Raw genomic sequence first — 19,201 nt, forward strand, 5'->3', positions numbered from 1 at the left:
GGTATGGCGGGCTTTACGCGTGTCGTAAGCGATCGCATGGTCTTTCTACATCCTCTAAACATACCTATTTTTGTTTGAGCACCACCAAAGTAATATCATCAAAAACTTTCTGAGAGCCGATATGCTGCCGCACATCCTCAATCACCGCTTGTCTAATTTCTTCTGCTGAGAGGGAAGAGTTGCGGCTGCCCACTTCACATAACCGCTCAATCCCGTATTGCTTGCGATTGATGTCTTTTGCTTCCGTAATTCCATCGGTGTATAACATTACCACATCATCTGGGTTTAACTGCACTTGTTCAAGAGCAATGAAGTCGGAAATCTCTTCATCTAAGCCAATCGGAAAGCCAAGATTCATCGTATCTATCCGTTCAACTTTACCCCCAGCACGCACCACAATGACCTCCTCATGTTGACCGCTTAAACTCAGCGTGCCGCGATCGTAATCGAGTAGGCAAAGCGTCAGGTTCTTATCGGGGTTGATACGTTGGACGTTGCTATAAATTGTTCGATTGAGAATATCTAAAAATTGCACCGGATCGGTCTGATTACTTTCTTGGAGGGTTCGGACAGCGCTTTGGGTCATTAGCATTACTACCCCACTTTCCAAACCATGTCCGGTGACATCACCGATACTAATTTTGACTCGACCATTTTGTGAAAACACGTCGTAGTAATCGCCGCCGACTTCATCTGCCGGTTCCATAAATCCAGAGATTTCTAACCCTTCAATTAAATCTAGTTCCTCTTGTTTAGGTAAAATCATCTGTTGGAGTTTGCGCGTTACCTCTAACTCAGCACTAAGGCGTAGATTTTCGGCTTTGAGACGTTCGTTGAGAGCGGTAATTTCCTGATTAGCTTGAGCGAGTTGCGCTGTACGTTCTTTTACTTTGTCTTCTAGGGTTTGATAGAGCCGAGAATTTTCAATGGAGATAGCCGCTTGAGCGGATAAGATGTTTAAGACTTCTAATCTGTCCGGAGTAAATGCCCTCGTGGTCAGATTGTTTTCCAAGTAAAGGATACCAAGGAATTGACCTTGGTTAATAATTGGGGTACACAATACCGATTTAGGTTGGGTACCTATGATGTAGGGATCGGCAGAAAACGTATTTTCAACACTGGCATTGTCGAGTACCAAAGTTTCAGATGTGTGGCAGACATAGTTGATCAGAGTTACAGGAATCTCTTGGCTTTGTTCAACAGGAATTGATTGCAGTACTGTTGCTTCTGTTGTGCCGCTGACTCCCGTTGCTTCAATCATCAATTTACCTGCCTCGGACAAGATTAGACAGCCTTTTTCAGCTCCAGCATTCTCAATAGCAACTTGCATCAAACTGGAGAGTAACTTATCCAGTTCAACTTCCCCGGAGAGCGCTTGAGAGGCTTTAATTACTGTTGCAAAGTCCAGAAACTCTGATACCTTACCCGTACTGGTAGAAGAGATGGTTCCCCCGATTGTCTGGAGAATTGTTTCTCCTGTGGCTGCATTGATTCTTTGGGTAAGAATGGGGGCGAGTAGTTCGGGATAGCGTTGTTCTAAATCTTCAACTTTAGCCCTGGCTCCCCAGCGAGCATAGGCATAGTAGGCATTAGTTAAATAAGCTTGGGCAATTGTTTGTTTGCCCCAACCGAGATATAATTTAGCGGCGAGTTCGTTGGCGAGGGCTTCTTCGTTGACGTACTCATTTTCTTTTGCTCCGGCTATGGCTTTGTCGTAATAATCCATTGCCTCCATATATTGACCCAAAACCCGATAGCGCTCTGCCTCCACTAGATAAAATTTATGCAGGTGATTCATCGGGGCATTATGCGCCCACTTTTGCATCTTTTCCTGATTAGCTCGTACTTTGGCGAGAATACCCTCTTGCTCAGGTGCGGCTGCATCAGCATATACTGCCAGCCGAGCCAGAGAATCGTAGAAATGGAACACAGGCACAACTAGGAATGCTGTTACACCGTCTAAATATTGTTGGGCTTGAGTAGCATTTTCTAATGCTTGAGGATACTCTCCAAACAAATAACAGAGGATTAGTTTGTTTACATAAAAGTAGTGGAGTCCAGTTCTGTCATTGGCTGCCCTAAGAAGGGATAACAATTTCTCCTCATTGTATATCTCATCCGGTAAAGAACACTGATTATTAGAGAGTTTCAGTAAAGTAAGGACTGCCTGGTGAAATACTCGATTCCAACTTAAGGCGTTTCTTTGCTTGAGTTGCGTAAGAGCATTACTGGTTTTCGCCATCTCTCGTTCAAGTCCTGTTAGTTCCTGACCGATGAAATATGAATGTTGACATTTTTGCATGGCAGCATAGCCGCCATATTGTAGATCTCCGTTTTCCAGTCCATTTTGATACCCTTTCAGTAAAAATGGTAGAGTTTCCCTGGCATGGACTTTCCCATGCACTGTACACGAGCCAGCTATGAAGAGTATTGAAGTTTGGAGTTCTAAGGCATTTAATTTTTCCACTAAACTCAAAGATAATTGACCAAATTGATAAGCAGACTCATTGTCTAGAACTACTCCGTTTAAAATTACCCCGTAACAAACATAAGCATAGGTAGAAAAGATTGAATTGCCATATTTGATAGAAAGATTAACCTGTGACAATACAATTAACGGGAATAGTGCTGGCGCAGCTTGATAGGTAGGAGAACCCATAGTTGCTAAGATACCCATGGTTGCTAACTTATCTGGCTCTTTCATCAAAGGCAAATTAAGCAAATCATCCATTCTCTTCCCGTTTAAAGAAGCCATTGTTTCTGAGAGTGCTTGTTGAATGTCCAAAGGTGTAGGCGACTCTGGTAAGCTAACTCCCATTATTTCCAGCACTTGTAGCCCAATTTTTACCGCTTCGAGTTGTTGCGATTGGGCCATCCTGCTTTGAATTTTTACCTCATAAACTTTCACTTTGTCCAAGATTGTTTTTGCTTGTTGCAGTACAATTTCTACTAATTTTTCCATCCAATCGAAATCGCCGTTCAGGTAGGCTATTTCTGTAGCTGAGTCATAGAGAGCCAATGTTAGCTCGTACTGATTTTGCCAGCTATCTGCAGCTAGAAGCTCTAGACCTACACTTAAATACTTTTTGGCAGCAGCGTAAGCCGTTGAAGACTTAGCTTTACGTCCAGCGATTAAATTCAACTGGGCTAATTCATTTCGTTCTGTCAGATGGGTAATTAACTCCACCGCCATATTCAACTGATTGACAATATCAAAAATTTTTTCGGCGCGCTCCTCTAGACGAGTATTAGTCAAAAGTAGTTGCCCAATTTTCAGGTGGGTTGACTGTTTTTGGTCTTCGGGAATCAGAAAATATGCCGCTTGCTGTACTCGGTCATGCAAAAATTTGTAGGGGACTGTCAGTTGTTCGTTGTCAGTTGTCAGTTTTTCTTCGTTACTAACCCCTGAACTCTGACCCCTAAATTCGGCTCCCTCCTGAAAGAACTTGTAACTTTCAGTAATCGGAATAACGACGCCTTCTTGCAACGCTCTCCACAGGTCAGGCGCTGTCTCTGCTTGAGATTTCTCATGTACAATAGCCAGAGTTGCTAAGTCAAAAGAGTTGCCAATACAAGCAGCAAGTTTCAACACATTTTGGGTATTATTTGGCAATTTTTGTAATTGAATTGCCATAAACTCAACTACATCATCGCTGACAGCCAGCGCCCTCACTTGAGCAATGTCGCACTGCCAATAGCCGCCACTAAAATCAAAGGAGATTAGAGCCTCTTGATGCAAAGATTTGAGGAATTGAGTCGCAAAAAATGGGTTGCCTTTGGTTTTGGCAAACACCAGTTCTGTCAAAGGAATTGCTAATTGGGGGGGACAACTCAGGGTATCGGCAATCAGGCGGTTTAAAGCAGGCTGGTCTAGGGGTGCTAGAATAATTTGGTTGACTGTGGCATAAACTGTCCGAATCTCATCCAACGTCAACATCAAGGGATGTGCTGGATTAACTTCGTTATCCCGATAGGCTCCTATTAACAACAAATAGCCTGTCTCCGTTTCACTCATCAGCAATTGCATCAACTTCAGAGAAGCGGAGTCTGCCCACTGCAAGTCATCCAAAAAAATGACGAGGGGATGCTCAATTGTTGCGAACACCCGGATCAACTTTTCAAAGAGCAGATTGAAGCGATTTTGGGCGGCACTTCCTTCCAATTCTGGAACTTCTGGCTGTGCCGCAATCAACAGTTCTAATTCTGGGATGACATCAATAATGACCTGACCATTTTCACCCAAAGCCTCCAAGATTTTGGTTTTCCACTTCTCCACAGAATCGGCACTTTCGCTGAGCAATTGCCGCATCAAATTCTGGAGTGCCTGCACCCAAGCAGAGAAGGGAATATCGCGCTTGAATTGGTCGAACTTTCCTTTAATGAAGTAACCCCGTTGCCGAACAATGGGTTTGTGGACTTCATGTACCACCGCTGTCTTGCCAATCCCCGAAAAGCCAGCCACTAACATCATTTCAATAGTACCTGCGCTTACACGGTCAAATGCAGCTAACAGGGTAGCAACTTCCGTTTCTCTACCATAAAGTTTTTCCGGAATAATAAAGCGCTCGGTGATGTCCCTGCTTCCTAGGGTGAACTGTGTAATGCTGTTTTTTTCTTGCCATTGTTGTAAACAGGTTTCTAAATCGTATCGCAGTCCAAAAGCACTTTGATAGCGTTCCTCAGCGGTTTTTGCCATCAATTTCATAACTATATCGGAAACCACCTGGGGAATCGCTGGTACAAGCTCGCTTGGGGGAGTTGGTGTGCGGGCAATGTGACAGTGGACTAACTCCATCGGGTCAGCAGACACAAAGGGGAGTTGCCCGGTGAGCAGTTCGTAGAAGGTAACACCCAATGAGTAGAAGTCGGTGCGGTAGTCGATACCCCGATTCATCCGTCCGGTTTGTTCCGGGGACATATAAGCCAGCGTTCCTTCGAGAACGTTAGGGTTAATAATTTCTTGGCTCTCTCTAGGTAAGAGGGAGGAAATGCTGAAGTCAATTAGGTTGACCTGCTTTGTTTGGGGGTTAATAACAATATTCTGGGGCTTGATATCTTTGTGAATAACTCGGTATGAATATAGTCCTTCTAGGGTTTGGGCAATCTGAATGGCGATGTGGAAAAACTCGTTGAGGGAATCAGAACACCTCCCCATACCCTCCCCATTCCCCCATTGCTTCATTTCTTCATAGAGGGAAATACAGCCATTGTCTTCCATAAAAATAGCAAGACCACGATCGTAGTTTTCCAGACTTAAAGGTTTGACCACTCCCGGTACATCAAGATTTTTAGCAATAGTATATTGATTCCGAAACTGCACCAGTTCATTAAAGGTCGGATACTGAGACTTAAGTAGTTTGATGACCACAGGTTTTTGGTTTATTTCAGAAAGAGCGCGATAAACCTGGGTTCTGGTACCAGAGTAGAGCTGAGTAGTGATAGAATAACCGGGTATTGTAATCATAGTTAAAAAAGGGTTCCCAATCGGGGTGTTATGATAAATGGATCAAATGACCCAAGGTTTGATGGAAGGACTTTTCGCACCCGCAGCGCTCGATCGCATCTTTGATGCCCACGCACAAGTTTAGTATACCAGGCAGTTCTTATTTTCGGATTTGGTGAATTTAATTAGTCGGGTAGTCTGTGGAATATACCCATCAGTCAACGCGACTTATCGAGCCAGAGCGCAACAATTAGATGTCAGTTGTAGCGCAATTTATGACAAATTAAATGATGTAGAACCGATAGAAAGTGTAGCAATTATTTGGGAAACAGCAGTGGCGATGGCATCCATAAGAGAATTTACTGGAGGCTCTGCACCAAAATTATTACCTCCCTACAAAGTGCGGCTCGTCGATGAGAATTGTGTGGCTGGAACTGACCCTCGGCTTGAAGTATTACGGCATATATGAGCCGTGGCACTACCAGTTAAATTACTGGTCATCCTCGACCCTGAATTAAGATTAGGGAGCGAGGTTTGTCTATGTGCTGACAGTCATGCTAAGCGATCGCTCGTTGTTCGAGTTAGTCTTAGCAACAGTCAAGCCAGGATAACTTTAAAAGCACCTAGCGGGCGATAATGATTGCGGTTACCGCTGAAAATAGGAGTATTTTTGCCGATGGCGATCGACAACAGCTCCCAGAAATTTTATTAGATTTGGCTGCGCGGGTACATTTAAAAAGATTCTTCAAACAACCTCGCGCTTCCAAAAAGAAAAAAGATCCTCCTCCCAAGCGATTCACGTCACCCCCATGTATCAACTGCCCGGCTTCTCAACCAAGCTCAGCAAATGCCTTGACAGGGCTAGCACCGCCCACCTTACCCCTTGGTTTTTATTGACAACGGAAGTCCTTATAAACATATGACAACTTGCATTCCTTACGACAAACCAACAGGTAACTCAAACGAGTGACACTCACATGAGTGACACTCCAAAAAGTGACTGTGCATCCACAAATCCCACCAGTTATACCTGAAATATCAAAGACCAAAACTTAAATATTGAGAGGAACCACATTATGTACACCGAAGAAAGAAGCTTGAACAATGAAACTATGGCTCTCGTCGCCGATACTACTGCTCAATCAAGTCTTGCATTTGCTGAAACCACGGGAGTAAACAAACCAACTTTACAAATGGGTTCAACAGGTCAAGCTGTCAAGGAACTACAACAACTTCTATATCATTGGGCATATTATTTCGGCCCGATGGACGCTATCTTCGGTGTGCAAGTTCAAAACGCGGTCAAAGGTTATCAACACCGCGTCTTTTTAAAAGAAGATGGGATTGTCGGCCCTCTCACTTGGGAAGCACTATACTCTGGTGCACCTGTGAATATGCCGATCGTCATGAAGGGCAGTTCTGGTAATGCTGTTAAAATTGTTCAGAATGTCTTGAAAATCAATGGATACTATTTCGGATTCATTGACGGATTATTCGGGCCGATGACAGATGTAGCAGTGCGACAATTACAAATTAGCATGGCTTTACCGCAAGATGGAATTGTCGGCTATAGAACTTGGCACGCCCTCAGCAAGTTACCGCACTAATGACTGGTTGGATTAATATCTATTCCGGTTGTACGAGCGAAATGATTGTTGACTCTTGACTGTTGACTCGATTTTATTATTCTGATGCAACCGGAAACGATATCACTTTCAGTGATGGCAAAAAATCGGTAGCTCAATTAGGGATTTAGGCAAAGCTTAAATCCCTAATTATCGTTAAGGGTAAGGCAGCGAACGGGAAGGGCGATCGCAAATTCTGTTACCGTTCTCGGCGATGAAAAATATTCTCAACTTTTCCGTGTTTTTTTGTTAGTATATCTTGGGAAATTGGGAGTCACAATCCGGTTTTTTTCCCTTCAGCTTTAGTTGTAAATAGTTGCACTCATAAATTTATTATTCCGATACTTACCTAACAAGACTTAGGCATGGAGGGCTTATTCCCGGTTTATACAAAAAATTCCAGGTTGAGTAACGAGAAATCTAGGAATCAACCGGGTTTTTAAGCCAAGCGCGCGCAAGTCACGAACTAGCCTTTGATGAACTTTTCTAATTTTTGAGCCATCTTCTCTATAATTCCCTCCGAAGTATCTGCTGCCGATGATTCAGCTTCAATACGCTTGACCACATCCTCTGAAAGATTCAGCAACCGCACTAATTTTTGATAAGCTGCGGCTTCTTCAGCGTTAATTTTTGGTTCGTCGGGAGTGCGAGAACTAGATGAAATCACTTCATAGCCGAGTTGCAAGACTAATTCCTTTTCATCTTGAGTTTCTAGTTGGCCAATCAACTCGTCAAGGGGGATATTTTGCATGACGTAATCCCGCAGTTCTTGTTGCATTTGTTGTCCGTCGGTATCAGGGGCAAACAAACGACAAAAGCGATCGAGCATTAAATTAACTTCTTCTGTCGCGAGTTCGCCGTCAGCCCAGGCCATAGAAGCAACTATTCTCAGCAGATTCATTTGGCGGGGCGTAATTGATGGAGGAGGTGGGGTTTGCATAATCAAAATTGGTAATAGGGAATATTAATTCCGGTGCAACCGGAATTATTGTTGACTGTTGACTGTTGACTGTTGACTGTTAACTGTCTGTCGAAAAACTGAATGATATTTGAGTATTGACTGGTGATTCAATTTTACCAGGAGGATGCTAGCGGAATTGGGAATTGGGAATTGGGAATTGGGAATTGAGCCTGATTCCTTCTTGTCTTTTCTTCCCGGTTCCCCTTCCTTTATGTCACAATTTTGATAGAGGAACTCCCAGCCATCCAGTAAAGTTTTGTTTCTGAATAGCGGTGGGCTGTTCCACGGGCACGATCGAGTAACGCGTCGGGCGCGGCGCGGCCAGAGTAACAGGACAAGTCCGCAGTTCGTCTTGGTGAAAAACCGTCACCTCTATTGTGTCCCCTGGCTGATAATCTTTAAGCCTCTCACCCGCTTGTTCTGAATTTACCCGAAAACCTTCGATCGCCAGCAACTCGTCTCCCGCATCAATTCCGGCCAATTGTGCCGGAGATCCTACTTCGACAAATTTAACCATTTCTCGCCCGTTTTCCGTTCCCAACGTCCAACCGATGCGAGGTATTTCGCTAGTTTCACTTGCGATGAGTTCTAGCCCGAAAGGTTCCAGATACTTGTTGTAAGGCAACTCTTCTGTACCGTCTATATAGCGCGCAAAAAAGTCGCTCAAATCAATGCCGGCGACAGACTCGATCGCACTTTGCAACTCTTCGGGAGTAAAGCCTATTTCTGCTGGCAGCGAAGGAGAATTTAAGTGTCCGTTTGAGGTCAAATGCGCCGGTTTGCCGTCTGTTTCCGACTTCAGGTCAAAATCGCCGTTTTGGGCCGAATTAGCATTGCCAAACTGCTGCCACATCAAACGCATCACATCGTCGAGCGATCGCGAATTGCCGTGTCTGGCGCGAATCAACAAATCGAGCAAAAACGACACAACTTCCCCTTTCAAATAATAGGAAATCTGCGAGTTGTCGCTGTTAGCATCCCTGCGATAAAGTTTAATCCAAGCATCCCAGCTCGACTCGCTGACCGGCTGCACGCTCCGCCCCGGAGTCGTCTGCAAGCGAGTGATTTCCTTAGCCATACTTTGGAAATAACCTTTCACGCTGTAGATACCAGCTCGAAAAGGAATCACCAAATCGTAATAACTGGTCGTGCCTTCAGAAAACCATAAAGAAGGAGTGTAGTTCTCTTTTTCGTAGTCAAATACTTCCAGAGCTTTCGGTCGAATGCGCTTGACATTCCAGAGGTGAAAAAACTCGTGAGCCACCAACTGAATAAAGCGTTCGTACTTTTCCTTAGCCCGAAAACCAAAACGCGGATAGTTGAGAGTGCAGCTCTCCTTGTGTTCCAAACCGCCAAAACCAGAGCCGGACAAATGCAGGAAGAACACATAGCGTTCGTAAGGCAAACCGCCGAACATTTTTGCCTCGACTTCGATCACTTTTTGGATGTCTCGAATCGTGCGATCTGGTTCTAAATTGCCTTTTCCCCAAACAACTAGCTGGTGGGGTTTTCCCATCACTTCAAACTCGTACACTTCGTGACAGCCAATCTCAAAAGGACTGTCTACGAGAGTGTCAAAATCTGCAGCCTCGAAAGTAAGATTTTCCCCGGAAACAGCCGGCAAAGTAGTAACGGTGCGCCATTCGGGCTGCGGTGGCACAACGGTCACGGTGTAGCAGTTGCTCTCAAAACCGGGCAAGAAAAAGCACAAAGCCGCCGGATTGAAATAACCGTGAGTCGAGTCTAAATGATTGGTTCGCACTGTCAGTTCGTTGGCAAAAATGCGGTAGCGTACCGTGACCTCGGACACCGAATCGGTCTCGATTTGCCAGTGATTTTTGCTGAGCTTGCGCCAAGGTAAAGCTCGATCGCCCGCATGGGAGCTAAAATCTTGCAGGTGGCGGGCGTACTCTCGAACCAAGTAAGAACCGGGAGTCCAGACAGGCATTTTTAAATCCAAAACCGGCTCCGACCAACCTTGCACGCGCAAAGTTACTTCAAACAGGTGGGATTCAGGATTGGGCATCGCCACCGAATATTGAATTGTCGGTGCTGTTAGTTGCCCCTGACGGTTGTCGGCAGCCGACGAGGTATCCAAAGAAGTAACATCAGTCATTGACTTGCCAAATTAATCAAGTGCTTGAGGTTGATCAAATGGATAGTTTGGCGGTCTGGATCGATTTTGATCCAACCTTTACTATCGAGTTTTTCCATAATTTTGCTGGTTTCATCTAGGGTGATATCTGTGACATCAGCTAAGTCTTCATAAGGAATATTGAAGATCTCTTTGCCCTCAGCAGTTTTCTGACCGTAGTTTTCTGCCAGCTCGACTAAAGTATTTGCTAGTTTAACCGCTGGCTGGCGGTTTCGGAGTTGATAGCGGTGATTGGTTTGGCGGAGCCGCCGTACCATCAGTTGCAGCATCCGGTGGTGCAATTGCGGGTCTTTAAACAGGGTTTGGATAAATCGCTGAGCTGTGACGCTCAGCAGCCGCACCGGCGATAGAGCAAGTACGTCATTCGATCGGGGAGATTCGTCAAGAATTGCCATTTCGCCGAAGAACGCACCCCGTCCTAAAATAGCCATTGATACAGCTCGATCGTTTGACAAGCGCCGGACTTTTACCCAGCCAGACACGACAAAGTAAATCGCGTTGCCCCAAGAATCCTCCATCACCACAGCTCGGCCCGGGGGATACTCATGCTTGACGGCATTTGATAGCAGCCCTCCCAAGGTTTCTGGGTTAGCACCCTTAAATAGAGGGAATAGCTCACTGAAAGCTTCTGTCTTCATCAAAAAAATGGGTAGAAACCCCGTCCTTCTAGGACGGCTTTATATGGTCTTTTTTTGATTACTACCGCCTTGGGACTGGTTGGCTCGGTGTGCTTTTGTGTTGCACTTTCAGCGGGACAATTACCGCCTCAAACTTCCCGGCCCTGTACGCATAGTGTTTTGCTCTTTCGAGCCTCCCTTTCGGGGTGATGTTAGCCTCGCCAAGGTTTAGTGAGCTTGTTGGGCTGAAAGCACTGCCCCAGTGACCTTAGAGCTGTTTAACCTTCAGCGACAGAGCGGAAAACTGGCTTCGCATTCTCCGGTGTCGTGACTCAAAAAACGTAGTCAGTTAAGACTTAGGCTGGTCAGAATGGCTTGTCAGATTACTCTTCCAAGCCTCACGCCTTTAGGCTGAGGTTCCTGACGCAAACTCGCGGAGGTGGGAAATATGATTAGGCGACACCCAACAGCTAGGGAACGATCGATGTTTGGGAACACAAACAATCTGTTGCTCCTTTAATTGATGATAAGGGTGCAGAGGCCCGGTTCACGTAAAATTGGGAGATTCTTTAATCTTAAACGGGTTTACAAGCCTGCCACTGCCTGTTGAACTTTGCCCAACAGAGGTTCTATGTATTCCGGCCAGCCGATCGCGATTGACTGTGTATGGGCAAGAGTCTCCGGCTCGATCGCATCTTTAGTCCACCTCAGCGGTTGACCTTGCAAGTCGCAACAAACCAATCCGGCTGCTTTTGCTAGAGCCAGAGGGCCGGCGGTATCCCACACTTTAACTCTGCCGTTGAGATACAGGTACAAACCAGCTCGACCGAAGATAACTTCCATCACTTTTAAGCCAAAGCTGCCCAGCGAGTAAAATTCTGCTCCGGGGATGCTTTGGGCGATCGCCAGGGCGTAGTTTTTCTGGTCTTTGTCTCCGAGTACAATTTTACAATTTTCCGCTGTCGGAGCCGGGGGTTTGCACAGCGCGATCGGCTGTGGCGCTTGGGTTCCGACAGTTTGGAACAATCCCCAATCTTTGCCCCCAAAATACATTTGGTCAAAAGCCGGGGCATAGAGCCAGCCGGCTACCGGTTCCCCTTCCAGCAGCAGCCCCACCATCGAAGCGTAGTGCAGTTTTCCCCGAATAAATTCTTCAGTCCCGTCGAGGGGATCGATGCACCAGAGGCGCTGGTAATTGGCCCCGTAAGCTGCTCTGGAGGCGGCGTTTTCCTCGGTGATCCTGCCATCTTCAGGAAACAAAGCGCTAAATACTGCCGATAGTTGTCGGTCTAGGTATTGATCGATACTCGTCACGTAGTCGTTGGGCCCTTTCTCGGAAACTTCAAAAGGTTCGGCTGCTAGCTTGTAAGCTTCTTGACCGCACTCGCGCAGGGTGTAGCGAATTTTTTGATCTTGCTCTGGAGAAATATACATGAGGTTAAACATAAATTTTTTAGCTAACTTCAGCATAAAAGCTTAAGTCCTTGGAATCGATCGGCGCGAGTCACTGTTTTTGATTAGTACAGGATTTGCGCGCAGGTGCCGATAAACCCGGTTTCTTAACCATCTGGGCCGTTGCTCTACAAGCCCCAGACAGGATTTGTCGAACTCAAAAAAATTTTAGACACTAAGCAGATACTAAGCTGTCCGGTATCTAAATTTTATTTTTGGGGCGGGCGAGACACCCCACAATAATTTCATCAAACTTGACTATAAAATTTAGATGCGCCTTAGCTTACTAGAATTATCTGTTTTAAAATCTAAAGTCTAAAATCTAAAATCCCGTGACAGCTCGCACTAGCACTTTCAACAGCAGAGGATAGAATTTTCTGAGGTTAGATAATTTGTGCCAGCACCAAGATGATTATAAGCACAATAGTTGGAAATACGATTTGCCATTAGGTCGCAATAATTGACCTAGATGGAATTGACCGCGATGCAAAACTCGGCAAATGCCCTCGCCACGTCGTGCGAACCCTCAGAGACCGCTTAAATGCCACCCTTCATGCCCCGCCCCGAATGGCGAAGCAATATCGTCGAGTAACAAGCTGCGATCGAAAATTTCTTCTAAACCCGAACATTGGGTCGCCGCGCGCAAATTGTCCAAGCAAGTTAGCAGCGACGACGTGATATTTTGTACGGGCGAGGACGGGATTCCAGTGGTGGCGGTGTGTGGTCAATTGCCCGATCGCCCGAAAATTGTTGTACATTTCCACAATATCGATCTGCCGCGCGGTCGCCTCGCCCTGAAACGATTCGGTTTAGCTGACAAAATTGACGTATTCATGGTCAACGCCCGCCCTCAAACAAACTTCCTCCGCAGCTATTTAGCTATACCTGAATCGCGCATTTTAGTGCTTCTAGAACATACAGACACCCAATTTCTCACACCGGGTCCCGTTTCTGAAAAAGCGGCAAACGGTTGTTAGCGTCGGTTTAGAAAAGCGCGACTACCGACTCTTAGCAGCAGCAAATGCTGACTTAGATGTTGACGTAAAAATTAGCGGTTTTTCTAAACATGCCAAGGCTTTATCGAAAGCTTTCCCCGATACTATGCCAGAAAATATGTCCCGCAAATTCTATGAATGGCCAGATTTAGTGCAGCTTTACCGCGATGCAGAGGAAGTTGCAGTTTGTTTGGTGGACAATAAATATGCTGCAGGAGTGGAGGGTTTGGTGGAAGCCATGGCCTGCAAGCGACCGGTCGCCATTACTCGGACTCAAGGTATCGTCGATTATTTAACGGCCCCGGATATTGCTAAAGTGGTAAATGTCGGAGATGCAGCAGGTTTGCGCGAGGCGATCGTCCATCTGCTAAAAAATCCTCAAGAAGCTGAATCTCAAGCGCAGCGCGGCTACGAAATGGTTGTGAACCAGCACAGCAGCGAACGTTATGTCGATGTTTTAGCCCAGAAGTTGCGATCGCTTTAATAAAACTGTAGGGTGCGCCTCGGCGCACCATAAATCACGTCCGCAGAATGCACAATGCACACCTTACTGCTATAGATAAAAAGCCAAACTATTTATTACCTAAGTCAGATTTAAAAAGTAATTAATTATGAGTTGCAGTTACTAATTAAATTTCACCGCAGTTACGTACCTACTAAATAAACCGGGTTGTAAAAAGATAATCGAAAGCCTTAAGGAAGTATTTTCGTTCATCAAACCCGGTTTCTGTGGCTAAAACGGTTTCACCCAAAACTCACAAATCAACACTATTAAGACTCCCGTCCACTCGCCCACTTATCCCGCCATTTCACAGTCCCTTCCGAAACTAAAACCCAGCGGCGACAAACCAGATTTTCTCGCAGTGGCGACTGTCCTTCCCGTAGCAGCGCATACTTATAAGAAATCAACTTACCCGCGCTTTCATTAAAAGGAATTTCCCCAAACCAAGTATTAGTATTGATATACTCCAACGGGTAACCCTTACTAATATCCCAATTCCCCAATTCAGGACAATCTCCAATCACCACAATTCTTTCCCCAGGCTGAGTTTGAACGCTGTTAAGCTGCGCCCGCACAATAGTTGTCGCCTTAACTCGCTCTCCGACGCGGCTAAAAATCATTACTTCCCGCGCACCCAACTCTAAATTGTACAGCTTCCCATCTTTAACTTCAAACTTGCGGCGCGATAAAACCTCCGTATGCTCTCCATCAGGCAGCTCAGTATCAACCTCTTCAACTGTAACAGAATTGCCACGATTCATCGCTACAAACACCACAGAATCGCGATAGCGGCGCACGTAACAATAAACATCAGCAGTTAGATATTTTTGCCACTGACTCCCCATCGAAATAGCTGGATTCAGCCGTCGCAATCCCGACAGTAATCGCACAGCTCGGTAAATCGGCGAATCAGTATCCCACTTTTCCATCATCGGGCGGTTGTAGGGGTCATTTCCCCCATCTGTATCATCGTGCAGATACTGTTCGGTGCCGTAATAAATGCAGGGAATGCCGCGAGTCGTCATAATTAAACCTATCGCCAACTGCAGCATTTCTGGATCGGGATTCAACGACTGAAACCTCGGCATATCGTGGTTGTCAATAAAAGTAATCAACTCCGTCGCCCCGTAGTAGCGGTGATCCAAATTCAGGACATCTTGGACTAACTGAAATCCCGCCTCCGCACCCTTTCCCAATACTTCTCGAATTGCCACGCACAGACCAAAATCTAAAATAGTCATCCCCGACTCGTTGACAAATTCCACAGAACGATCGTTTCTAGGGTCGCTGTAAATCCATTCGCCAAAAATGAAAACATCAGGTCTGTGTGTTAAAATGTCAGCATTAAATTCCTGCCAAAACCAAATAGGCATATGCTTGACTGTATCAACCCGCAAAGCATCAACGCCTCTGTCCAGCCATTGTTTAATTGCTGACTTAATGTAATTGCGGTATGCAATATTGTTTTCGTTGAAAGTTGCTAAACCCGACAGTTCGCAGTTTTGGACTTGCCATTCATCTTCCCAGTTTTTGACTTCGCCGTAGTGGTGATACCAGTTATCTTCATCGTCGTTAAAGTCAGCTATTTTTACGCCGTCGTCATAGAGTTCCCCTTTTTTACCGCTAAAATCTGGGTTGCTGTGATTGCAAACAATATCGAGCACGAGTTTCATGTTTCGCTGGTGCAACTCGTGTACTAACTTATCAAATACCGTATCTTTACTTTCTTGTGTTTGGTTAATAGAAGGATTGTCGTCTGTGGCAATGAAGCGGGGATTTAGTCGCTTGAAATCTTTAGTCCAGTAGCCGTGAATGGCAGCTTGTTCGACAAATAATGCTTCTACTTGCTCGAACAGTGGAGTCAGCCAAACTGCGGTAACACCCATATCTTTTAAGTAGTCGAGTTTGTCGATAACTCCCTGCAAGTCGCCGCCCCAATATTTTCCCCAATCTTTCCCTTCTGGATCGTAAAGTTCTGGGTTGGGGCCTTCGTTATTTGTGGGGTCGCCGTCGTAAAAGCGATCGACTACAATAAAATAAATTGTTTCTTGTCGGAATTCAATGTCTCTGGTGTAGAGGAATTCTAAATCGAGTTCGCTTTCTGGCTTAACTTCTTCTACCAGAGACTCAATTTTGTCTTCTGGTTCGCTAACTTCGTATTGAGAGGAAGTTTGATTGGGAGTGACTGATGTCATGAGATGTATTTTTTTATATTGTAAGATTGGTCAGTTATGCGGAGCTAGAGTCGGAGATAGCTTTCCCCTCTGACTGACTTTTACAGCATCATACGGAATTTACTGGTTTAATGAAATCTTCCTTTAGAGAGAGGGCAGACTCATCCTTAAGCATTAGATGGATGAGAATTAATATTTGGCGTCATTCTCAATCAAAGAGGCAGAACCTCAAAACCTGCGCTACCAGGCTGATCCTAGTAGCGAGAAAAGGTGTACTAATTGTGCGATCGCACTTTTTCCCTTCCTTTCATTCCTCCCGCAAATTTTGGATATCTTCAACGCTCAAACCAGTAGTTAGACTAATGGTTTGATTGTCAAGGACATTGAGAAGTTGCCTAGCAATTTCTAGAGCTTTTTCCCTCATTCCTTGCTGCATTACTTGCTACAATTCCTGTTGTAATCCTTGTGCAAGTCGTTTATCCTCACATCTTGCACTATTCTGGCTCGCACAGGCTTTCGAGCCGGTTTGACAAAGAGTTGATTTTCTTGTGGGTGAGCAGGAGATCCCGCCCTGAAAGGATTATTGAGAATGGTGCAACATCTCAGCTATCCTGACTATGCAGCAGTATTTAACTAGAGCGACCTACTTATCCGAAAAAAGAACGATCGCCCGACATCCACCCAAACAAACCCTACCTAACTACAGCCACCGCAGACTCTGACACCTGAGAATGCTCCACCCGGAACACATTGGCGCTCAGATTAGCAACAACTTGTTTTCCCTGCTGCGTCAGTTCCAAATAGCCGATCGCATCCTTCACATACCGATAAACCACATTCCAATAAAACTTCGGATAACCATCCCGCAACTCCCCCGGATTCTGATAGCCCAAAATCAGATTCTGCCCAGTTTCCTCAAACTCGTAAAACAGCGCAGCAATCTTTTGCAAATATCGCGGATCGCTCAACTGACCAATTAAATCCGCAGCGCGAACTAAACCCGGATAATTTACCGTATCTTGATAATCTTCATCGGTCGGAACCGGGAAACGAGTCAGCTCAATATTACGCTTAACCAGCTCAGCATCAATCAATTTATGACCGCCAAAACGCTCGTCAATAAACATTTTTCCGCGATCGACATGATAATTCATCAAACTAGCATCCGTCGCCCCCGGAGGCAGCGTTAATTTCAGGTCGCCTATTCCCGTCGCATACAGTCCCAAATCTGTTCTATCTTGCCTGCAAACACCTTTAACATACCCGATATCGTGACATAGCAAAGCAATGTGGAAGTGCAGCCAATCTTCGCAGGAAACACCCCCTTCGCGGATGTGCTTCCCACCCAGAATTGCTTGTCCCACCAAGGTTACTAAAATAGTGTGTTCGACATTGTGATAAAGAGCATCGCTATTAGCAATATTTTCTAAAGCCATACTCGCCACCCAAGCAATAATCTCTCCATAGTCAGATTTAAACCCGCCATAAGTGTGGCGGTAGCCTTCAATCAGGCGATTGACAAAAGCCTTAATCAGCAGTTCAGTTGCGTTAAACATATTCACTTCCCTGATCCCACGTAGATTATTAAATTATTTTTATAGTTATTGTTTTTGCTGCTACCGTTTGATGTTATTTTTGGCTTAAGCGCCACGATGGATACCCACTCCTATCGAGAGGCATCCATTGATATTATCAACAATTATGGCTTAAATTATGGCTCTCGCAACTACCAGAGCGACAGACCCCATAAATAATTGATATCAATGGGCGAGCGAGGTATGACACCCCTCAATTAGCTACGGCGTTACATCTTCCCCGTATAGGTTAGGAAAAAACGAGGGCGATCGAAAACGCAACCGCACTAATTCCTCATACACAGGATTAAGCTTGCACATAGGCGGTATGTAGAAAAGATGGTGTCCCTATAACGGAAGATCTCTCTCACAACAACACCGTGCGAGTATAAGTTGGCACACCACTGAGTTACTGATGGCTCTCCCACTGTAATGCTATCAAGCCACTGTCGCAATGGTTGCACGAGGCGATCGCAAAAAGTTAAGTCTTGGCACTGATTTTCCGGGAAAATACTTGTAGTCAAGTTCATGATTGATCTCAGTAATCATTACTAACAAAAACTTATGAATCACCAGACTTAATCCTCAACGAAAGCCACTGTGGCTCCGGTGACCTGAATAAGTTTTATGGGTGACACTCACAGTCGCAAAATGTGATGCGAAGAGCTAGCCTTTGTGATTTAAAACTCGCTAAAGTGTGAGACAGATCACGCGCTCCGTTCCTTACAGAATGTATATTTAGATAGATGGCAATAAAATAAGACAGAATAACTTGCAGCCCTCCCTCGCAGCTCCCCTCTCCCATCATCTGCGATCTACTACTCTGTATACTTACTAATATAAGGTTTCAGGCAATGATTAAACAAAAACATAAATATGCCGACCTTGCTCAACTCCCCCACACAGATACCGTGATCCAAAAACTCCCTGTAGAAGTTAAAGATTGGGCTCAAAGTTTGCCTTGGAACCAACGGCGCTATGTCTTGTCCCTCTGCTACATATTGTGTGCATCTACTCCCGACTTGCAAGCCGAATTTTTAGATAATTATACAGCCGACGGTTTAGTCTCAAAAATGTTTGAAGATGTAGATACTCTACACCGAGTCAAAGAGTATTTAATCAGATTTCGGGTCAAAAAACAATTAAATGAATCAGATTTAAGAAGCTACATCAAACAATTTTATATCCACTCAGCTCAACAATCGCGCCGAGAAACTGACCAATATTTAGAATCTGCACTCCGCTTCGTCTTGAGTACAGAAGAACGTAATAATGTTTTTAACTACATTTTGGGCTTTGAATTTATTAAAATTGTGTTTCAAATGAGCTGGTTGCAACACGAAAGATTAGCGAGACTGCAAAAAAATCAGTCCCAGTTTATTGAAACCTATATCAAGCCGATTCAACACGCCCACAGAATTAATGGCATAATTCTACCGAAAGATGAGAGAATCTTTTTTGCCAGACGCACCTATTACGTTCAACTACCTAACATTTCCTACAGAAGGCTCATTGAGTTAGTCATGGCAACTTTTACTACAGAAATGGTGAGTAATTGCGGATTTTCTATCAGCCGCCACTCTCAAGCTTTGCGTTTTGACTGCGATTACATTTACGATCCAGAACCAGAAGAAGAAAGATTTCCTACTGACTTGCAATTTATTCATTGACTTGACGCAGTAAGGTGTACCCTAAGTTGCTTT

The 19,201-nt window shown here is 45.0% G+C and carries 14 protein-coding genes; 5 read left to right on the top strand and 9 right to left on the bottom strand.

The window, feature by feature from the left end; all coding sequences use genetic code 11:
• Positions 1–64: 64 nt before the first annotated feature.
• Positions 65–5,464, bottom strand: coding sequence for an AAA family ATPase (locus tag NDI35_RS07730; RefSeq protein ID WP_445312213.1), 5,400 nt, complete (start codon positions 5,462–5,464; stop codon positions 65–67).
• 154 nt (positions 5,465–5,618) lie between these two features.
• On the opposite strand from NDI35_RS07730, the gene NDI35_RS07735 reads away from it, so the two are divergent.
• Both NDI35_RS07735 and NDI35_RS07740 read left to right on the top strand, forming a co-directional pair.
• On the top strand, positions 5,619–5,912 hold the full coding sequence (locus tag NDI35_RS07735) for a hypothetical protein (RefSeq protein WP_445312214.1): 294 nt from the start codon (positions 5,619–5,621) through the stop codon (positions 5,910–5,912).
• A 607-nt stretch (positions 5,913–6,519) separates the two neighbouring features.
• Complete coding sequence (locus NDI35_RS07740) at positions 6,520–7,050, top strand: peptidoglycan-binding domain-containing protein (protein WP_445312215.1); 531 nt, start codon at positions 6,520–6,522, stop codon at positions 7,048–7,050.
• 484 nt (positions 7,051–7,534) lie between these two features.
• Here the strand turns inward: NDI35_RS07740 and NDI35_RS07745 are convergent, their stop codons facing one another.
• The 4 genes from NDI35_RS07745 to NDI35_RS07760 form a co-directional block, all read right to left on the bottom strand.
• On the bottom strand, positions 7,535–8,008 hold the full coding sequence (locus tag NDI35_RS07745) for a tellurite resistance TerB family protein (protein ID WP_445312216.1): 474 nt from the start codon (positions 8,006–8,008) through the stop codon (positions 7,535–7,537).
• Positions 8,009–8,243: 235 nt separating this feature from the next.
• Positions 8,244–10,145 carry a M61 family metallopeptidase gene (locus NDI35_RS07750; RefSeq protein ID WP_445312217.1) on the bottom strand — a complete coding sequence of 634 codons (1,902 nt, stop codon included), beginning with the start codon at positions 10,143–10,145 and terminating at the stop codon, positions 8,244–8,246.
• Positions 10,142–10,822: a Crp/Fnr family transcriptional regulator gene (locus NDI35_RS07755; protein ID WP_333165702.1), complete on the bottom strand. Its 681-nt coding sequence runs from the start codon at positions 10,820–10,822 to the stop codon at positions 10,142–10,144. Before NDI35_RS07755 ends, NDI35_RS07750 begins: the two co-directional genes overlap by 4 nt.
• A gap of 564 nt (positions 10,823–11,386) precedes the next feature.
• Positions 11,387–12,247, bottom strand: coding sequence for a 3'(2'),5'-bisphosphate nucleotidase CysQ family protein (locus NDI35_RS07760; RefSeq protein WP_445312218.1), 861 nt, complete (start codon positions 12,245–12,247; stop codon positions 11,387–11,389).
• Between the two features lie 506 nt (positions 12,248–12,753).
• On the opposite strand from NDI35_RS07760, the gene NDI35_RS07765 reads away from it, so the two are divergent.
• Both NDI35_RS07765 and NDI35_RS07770 read left to right on the top strand, forming a co-directional pair.
• Positions 12,754–13,230, top strand: coding sequence for a hypothetical protein (locus NDI35_RS07765; RefSeq protein WP_445312219.1), 477 nt, complete (start codon positions 12,754–12,756; stop codon positions 13,228–13,230).
• A gap of 124 nt (positions 13,231–13,354) precedes the next feature.
• Positions 13,355–13,732, top strand: a complete 378-nt coding sequence (locus NDI35_RS07770; RefSeq protein ID WP_445312220.1) for a glycosyltransferase — start codon at positions 13,355–13,357, stop codon at positions 13,730–13,732.
• 287 nt (positions 13,733–14,019) lie between these two features.
• Here NDI35_RS07770 and NDI35_RS07775 read toward each other — a convergent pair whose 3' ends face one another.
• From NDI35_RS07775 to NDI35_RS07790, 4 genes are all read right to left on the bottom strand, one after another.
• Positions 14,020–15,945 (bottom strand): alpha-amylase family glycosyl hydrolase, encoded by a 1,926-nt coding sequence (locus tag NDI35_RS07775; RefSeq protein ID WP_445312221.1) that lies wholly within the window; start codon positions 15,943–15,945, stop codon positions 14,020–14,022.
• Between the two features lie 286 nt (positions 15,946–16,231).
• The gene (locus NDI35_RS07780; protein ID WP_445312222.1) at positions 16,232–16,360 is read right to left on the bottom strand and encodes an Rpn/YhgA-type helix-turn-helix domain-containing protein; all 129 of its coding nucleotides are present in this window, start codon (positions 16,358–16,360) and stop codon (positions 16,232–16,234) included.
• A 256-nt stretch (positions 16,361–16,616) separates the two neighbouring features.
• Positions 16,617–17,480, bottom strand: a complete 864-nt coding sequence (locus NDI35_RS07785; protein WP_445312223.1) for an Npun_R2479 family HD domain-containing metalloprotein — start codon at positions 17,478–17,480, stop codon at positions 16,617–16,619.
• Positions 17,481–17,720: 240 nt separating this feature from the next.
• Entirely contained in the window at positions 17,721–17,819 is a 99-nt protein-coding gene (locus NDI35_RS07790; protein WP_445242801.1) for a Mo-dependent nitrogenase C-terminal domain-containing protein, read from the bottom strand.
• A gap of 533 nt (positions 17,820–18,352) precedes the next feature.
• On the opposite strand from NDI35_RS07790, the gene NDI35_RS07795 reads away from it, so the two are divergent.
• Positions 18,353–19,168 carry a cobyrinic acid a,c-diamide synthase gene (locus NDI35_RS07795; RefSeq protein WP_445312224.1) on the top strand — a complete coding sequence of 272 codons (816 nt, stop codon included), beginning with the start codon at positions 18,353–18,355 and terminating at the stop codon, positions 19,166–19,168.
• The last annotated feature ends 33 nt before the right edge of the window (positions 19,169–19,201 follow it).

The organism is Microcoleus vaginatus FACHB-2002, assembly GCF_040004035.1.
In the GTDB taxonomy this organism is placed as follows: Bacteria; Cyanobacteriota; Cyanobacteriia; order Cyanobacteriales; family Microcoleaceae; genus Microcoleus; species Microcoleus vaginatus_C.

Bases quoted from the DNA above. Each gene is read 5' to 3' on its own strand.
- NDI35_RS07730 (WP_445312213.1), bottom strand. From the start codon at position 5,464: ATGATTACAATACCCGGTTATTCTATCACTACTCAGCTCTACTCTGGT.
- NDI35_RS07740 (WP_445312215.1), top strand. From the start codon at position 6,520: ATGTACACCGAAGAAAGAAGCTTGAACAATGAAACTATGGCTCTCGTC.
- NDI35_RS07745 (WP_445312216.1), bottom strand. From the start codon at position 8,008: ATGCAAACCCCACCTCCTCCATCAATTACGCCCCGCCAAATGAATCTG.
- NDI35_RS07750 (WP_445312217.1), bottom strand. From the start codon at position 10,145: ATGACTGATGTTACTTCTTTGGATACCTCGTCGGCTGCCGACAACCGT.
- NDI35_RS07755 (WP_333165702.1), bottom strand. From the start codon at position 10,822: ATGAAGACAGAAGCTTTCAGTGAGCTATTCCCTCTATTTAAGGGTGCT.
- NDI35_RS07760 (WP_445312218.1), bottom strand. From the start codon at position 12,247: ATGTTTAACCTCATGTATATTTCTCCAGAGCAAGATCAAAAAATTCGC.
- NDI35_RS07765 (WP_445312219.1), top strand. From the start codon at position 12,754: ATGCCCTCGCCACGTCGTGCGAACCCTCAGAGACCGCTTAAATGCCAC.
- NDI35_RS07770 (WP_445312220.1), top strand. From the start codon at position 13,355: ATGCCAGAAAATATGTCCCGCAAATTCTATGAATGGCCAGATTTAGTG.
- NDI35_RS07775 (WP_445312221.1), bottom strand. From the start codon at position 15,945: ATGACATCAGTCACTCCCAATCAAACTTCCTCTCAATACGAAGTTAGC.
- NDI35_RS07780 (WP_445312222.1), bottom strand. From the start codon at position 16,360: ATGCAGCAAGGAATGAGGGAAAAAGCTCTAGAAATTGCTAGGCAACTT.
- NDI35_RS07785 (WP_445312223.1), bottom strand. From the start codon at position 17,480: ATGTTTAACGCAACTGAACTGCTGATTAAGGCTTTTGTCAATCGCCTG.
- NDI35_RS07790 (WP_445242801.1), bottom strand. From the start codon at position 17,819: ATGTGCAAGCTTAATCCTGTGTATGAGGAATTAGTGCGGTTGCGTTTT.
- NDI35_RS07795 (WP_445312224.1), top strand. From the start codon at position 18,353: ATGATTAAACAAAAACATAAATATGCCGACCTTGCTCAACTCCCCCAC.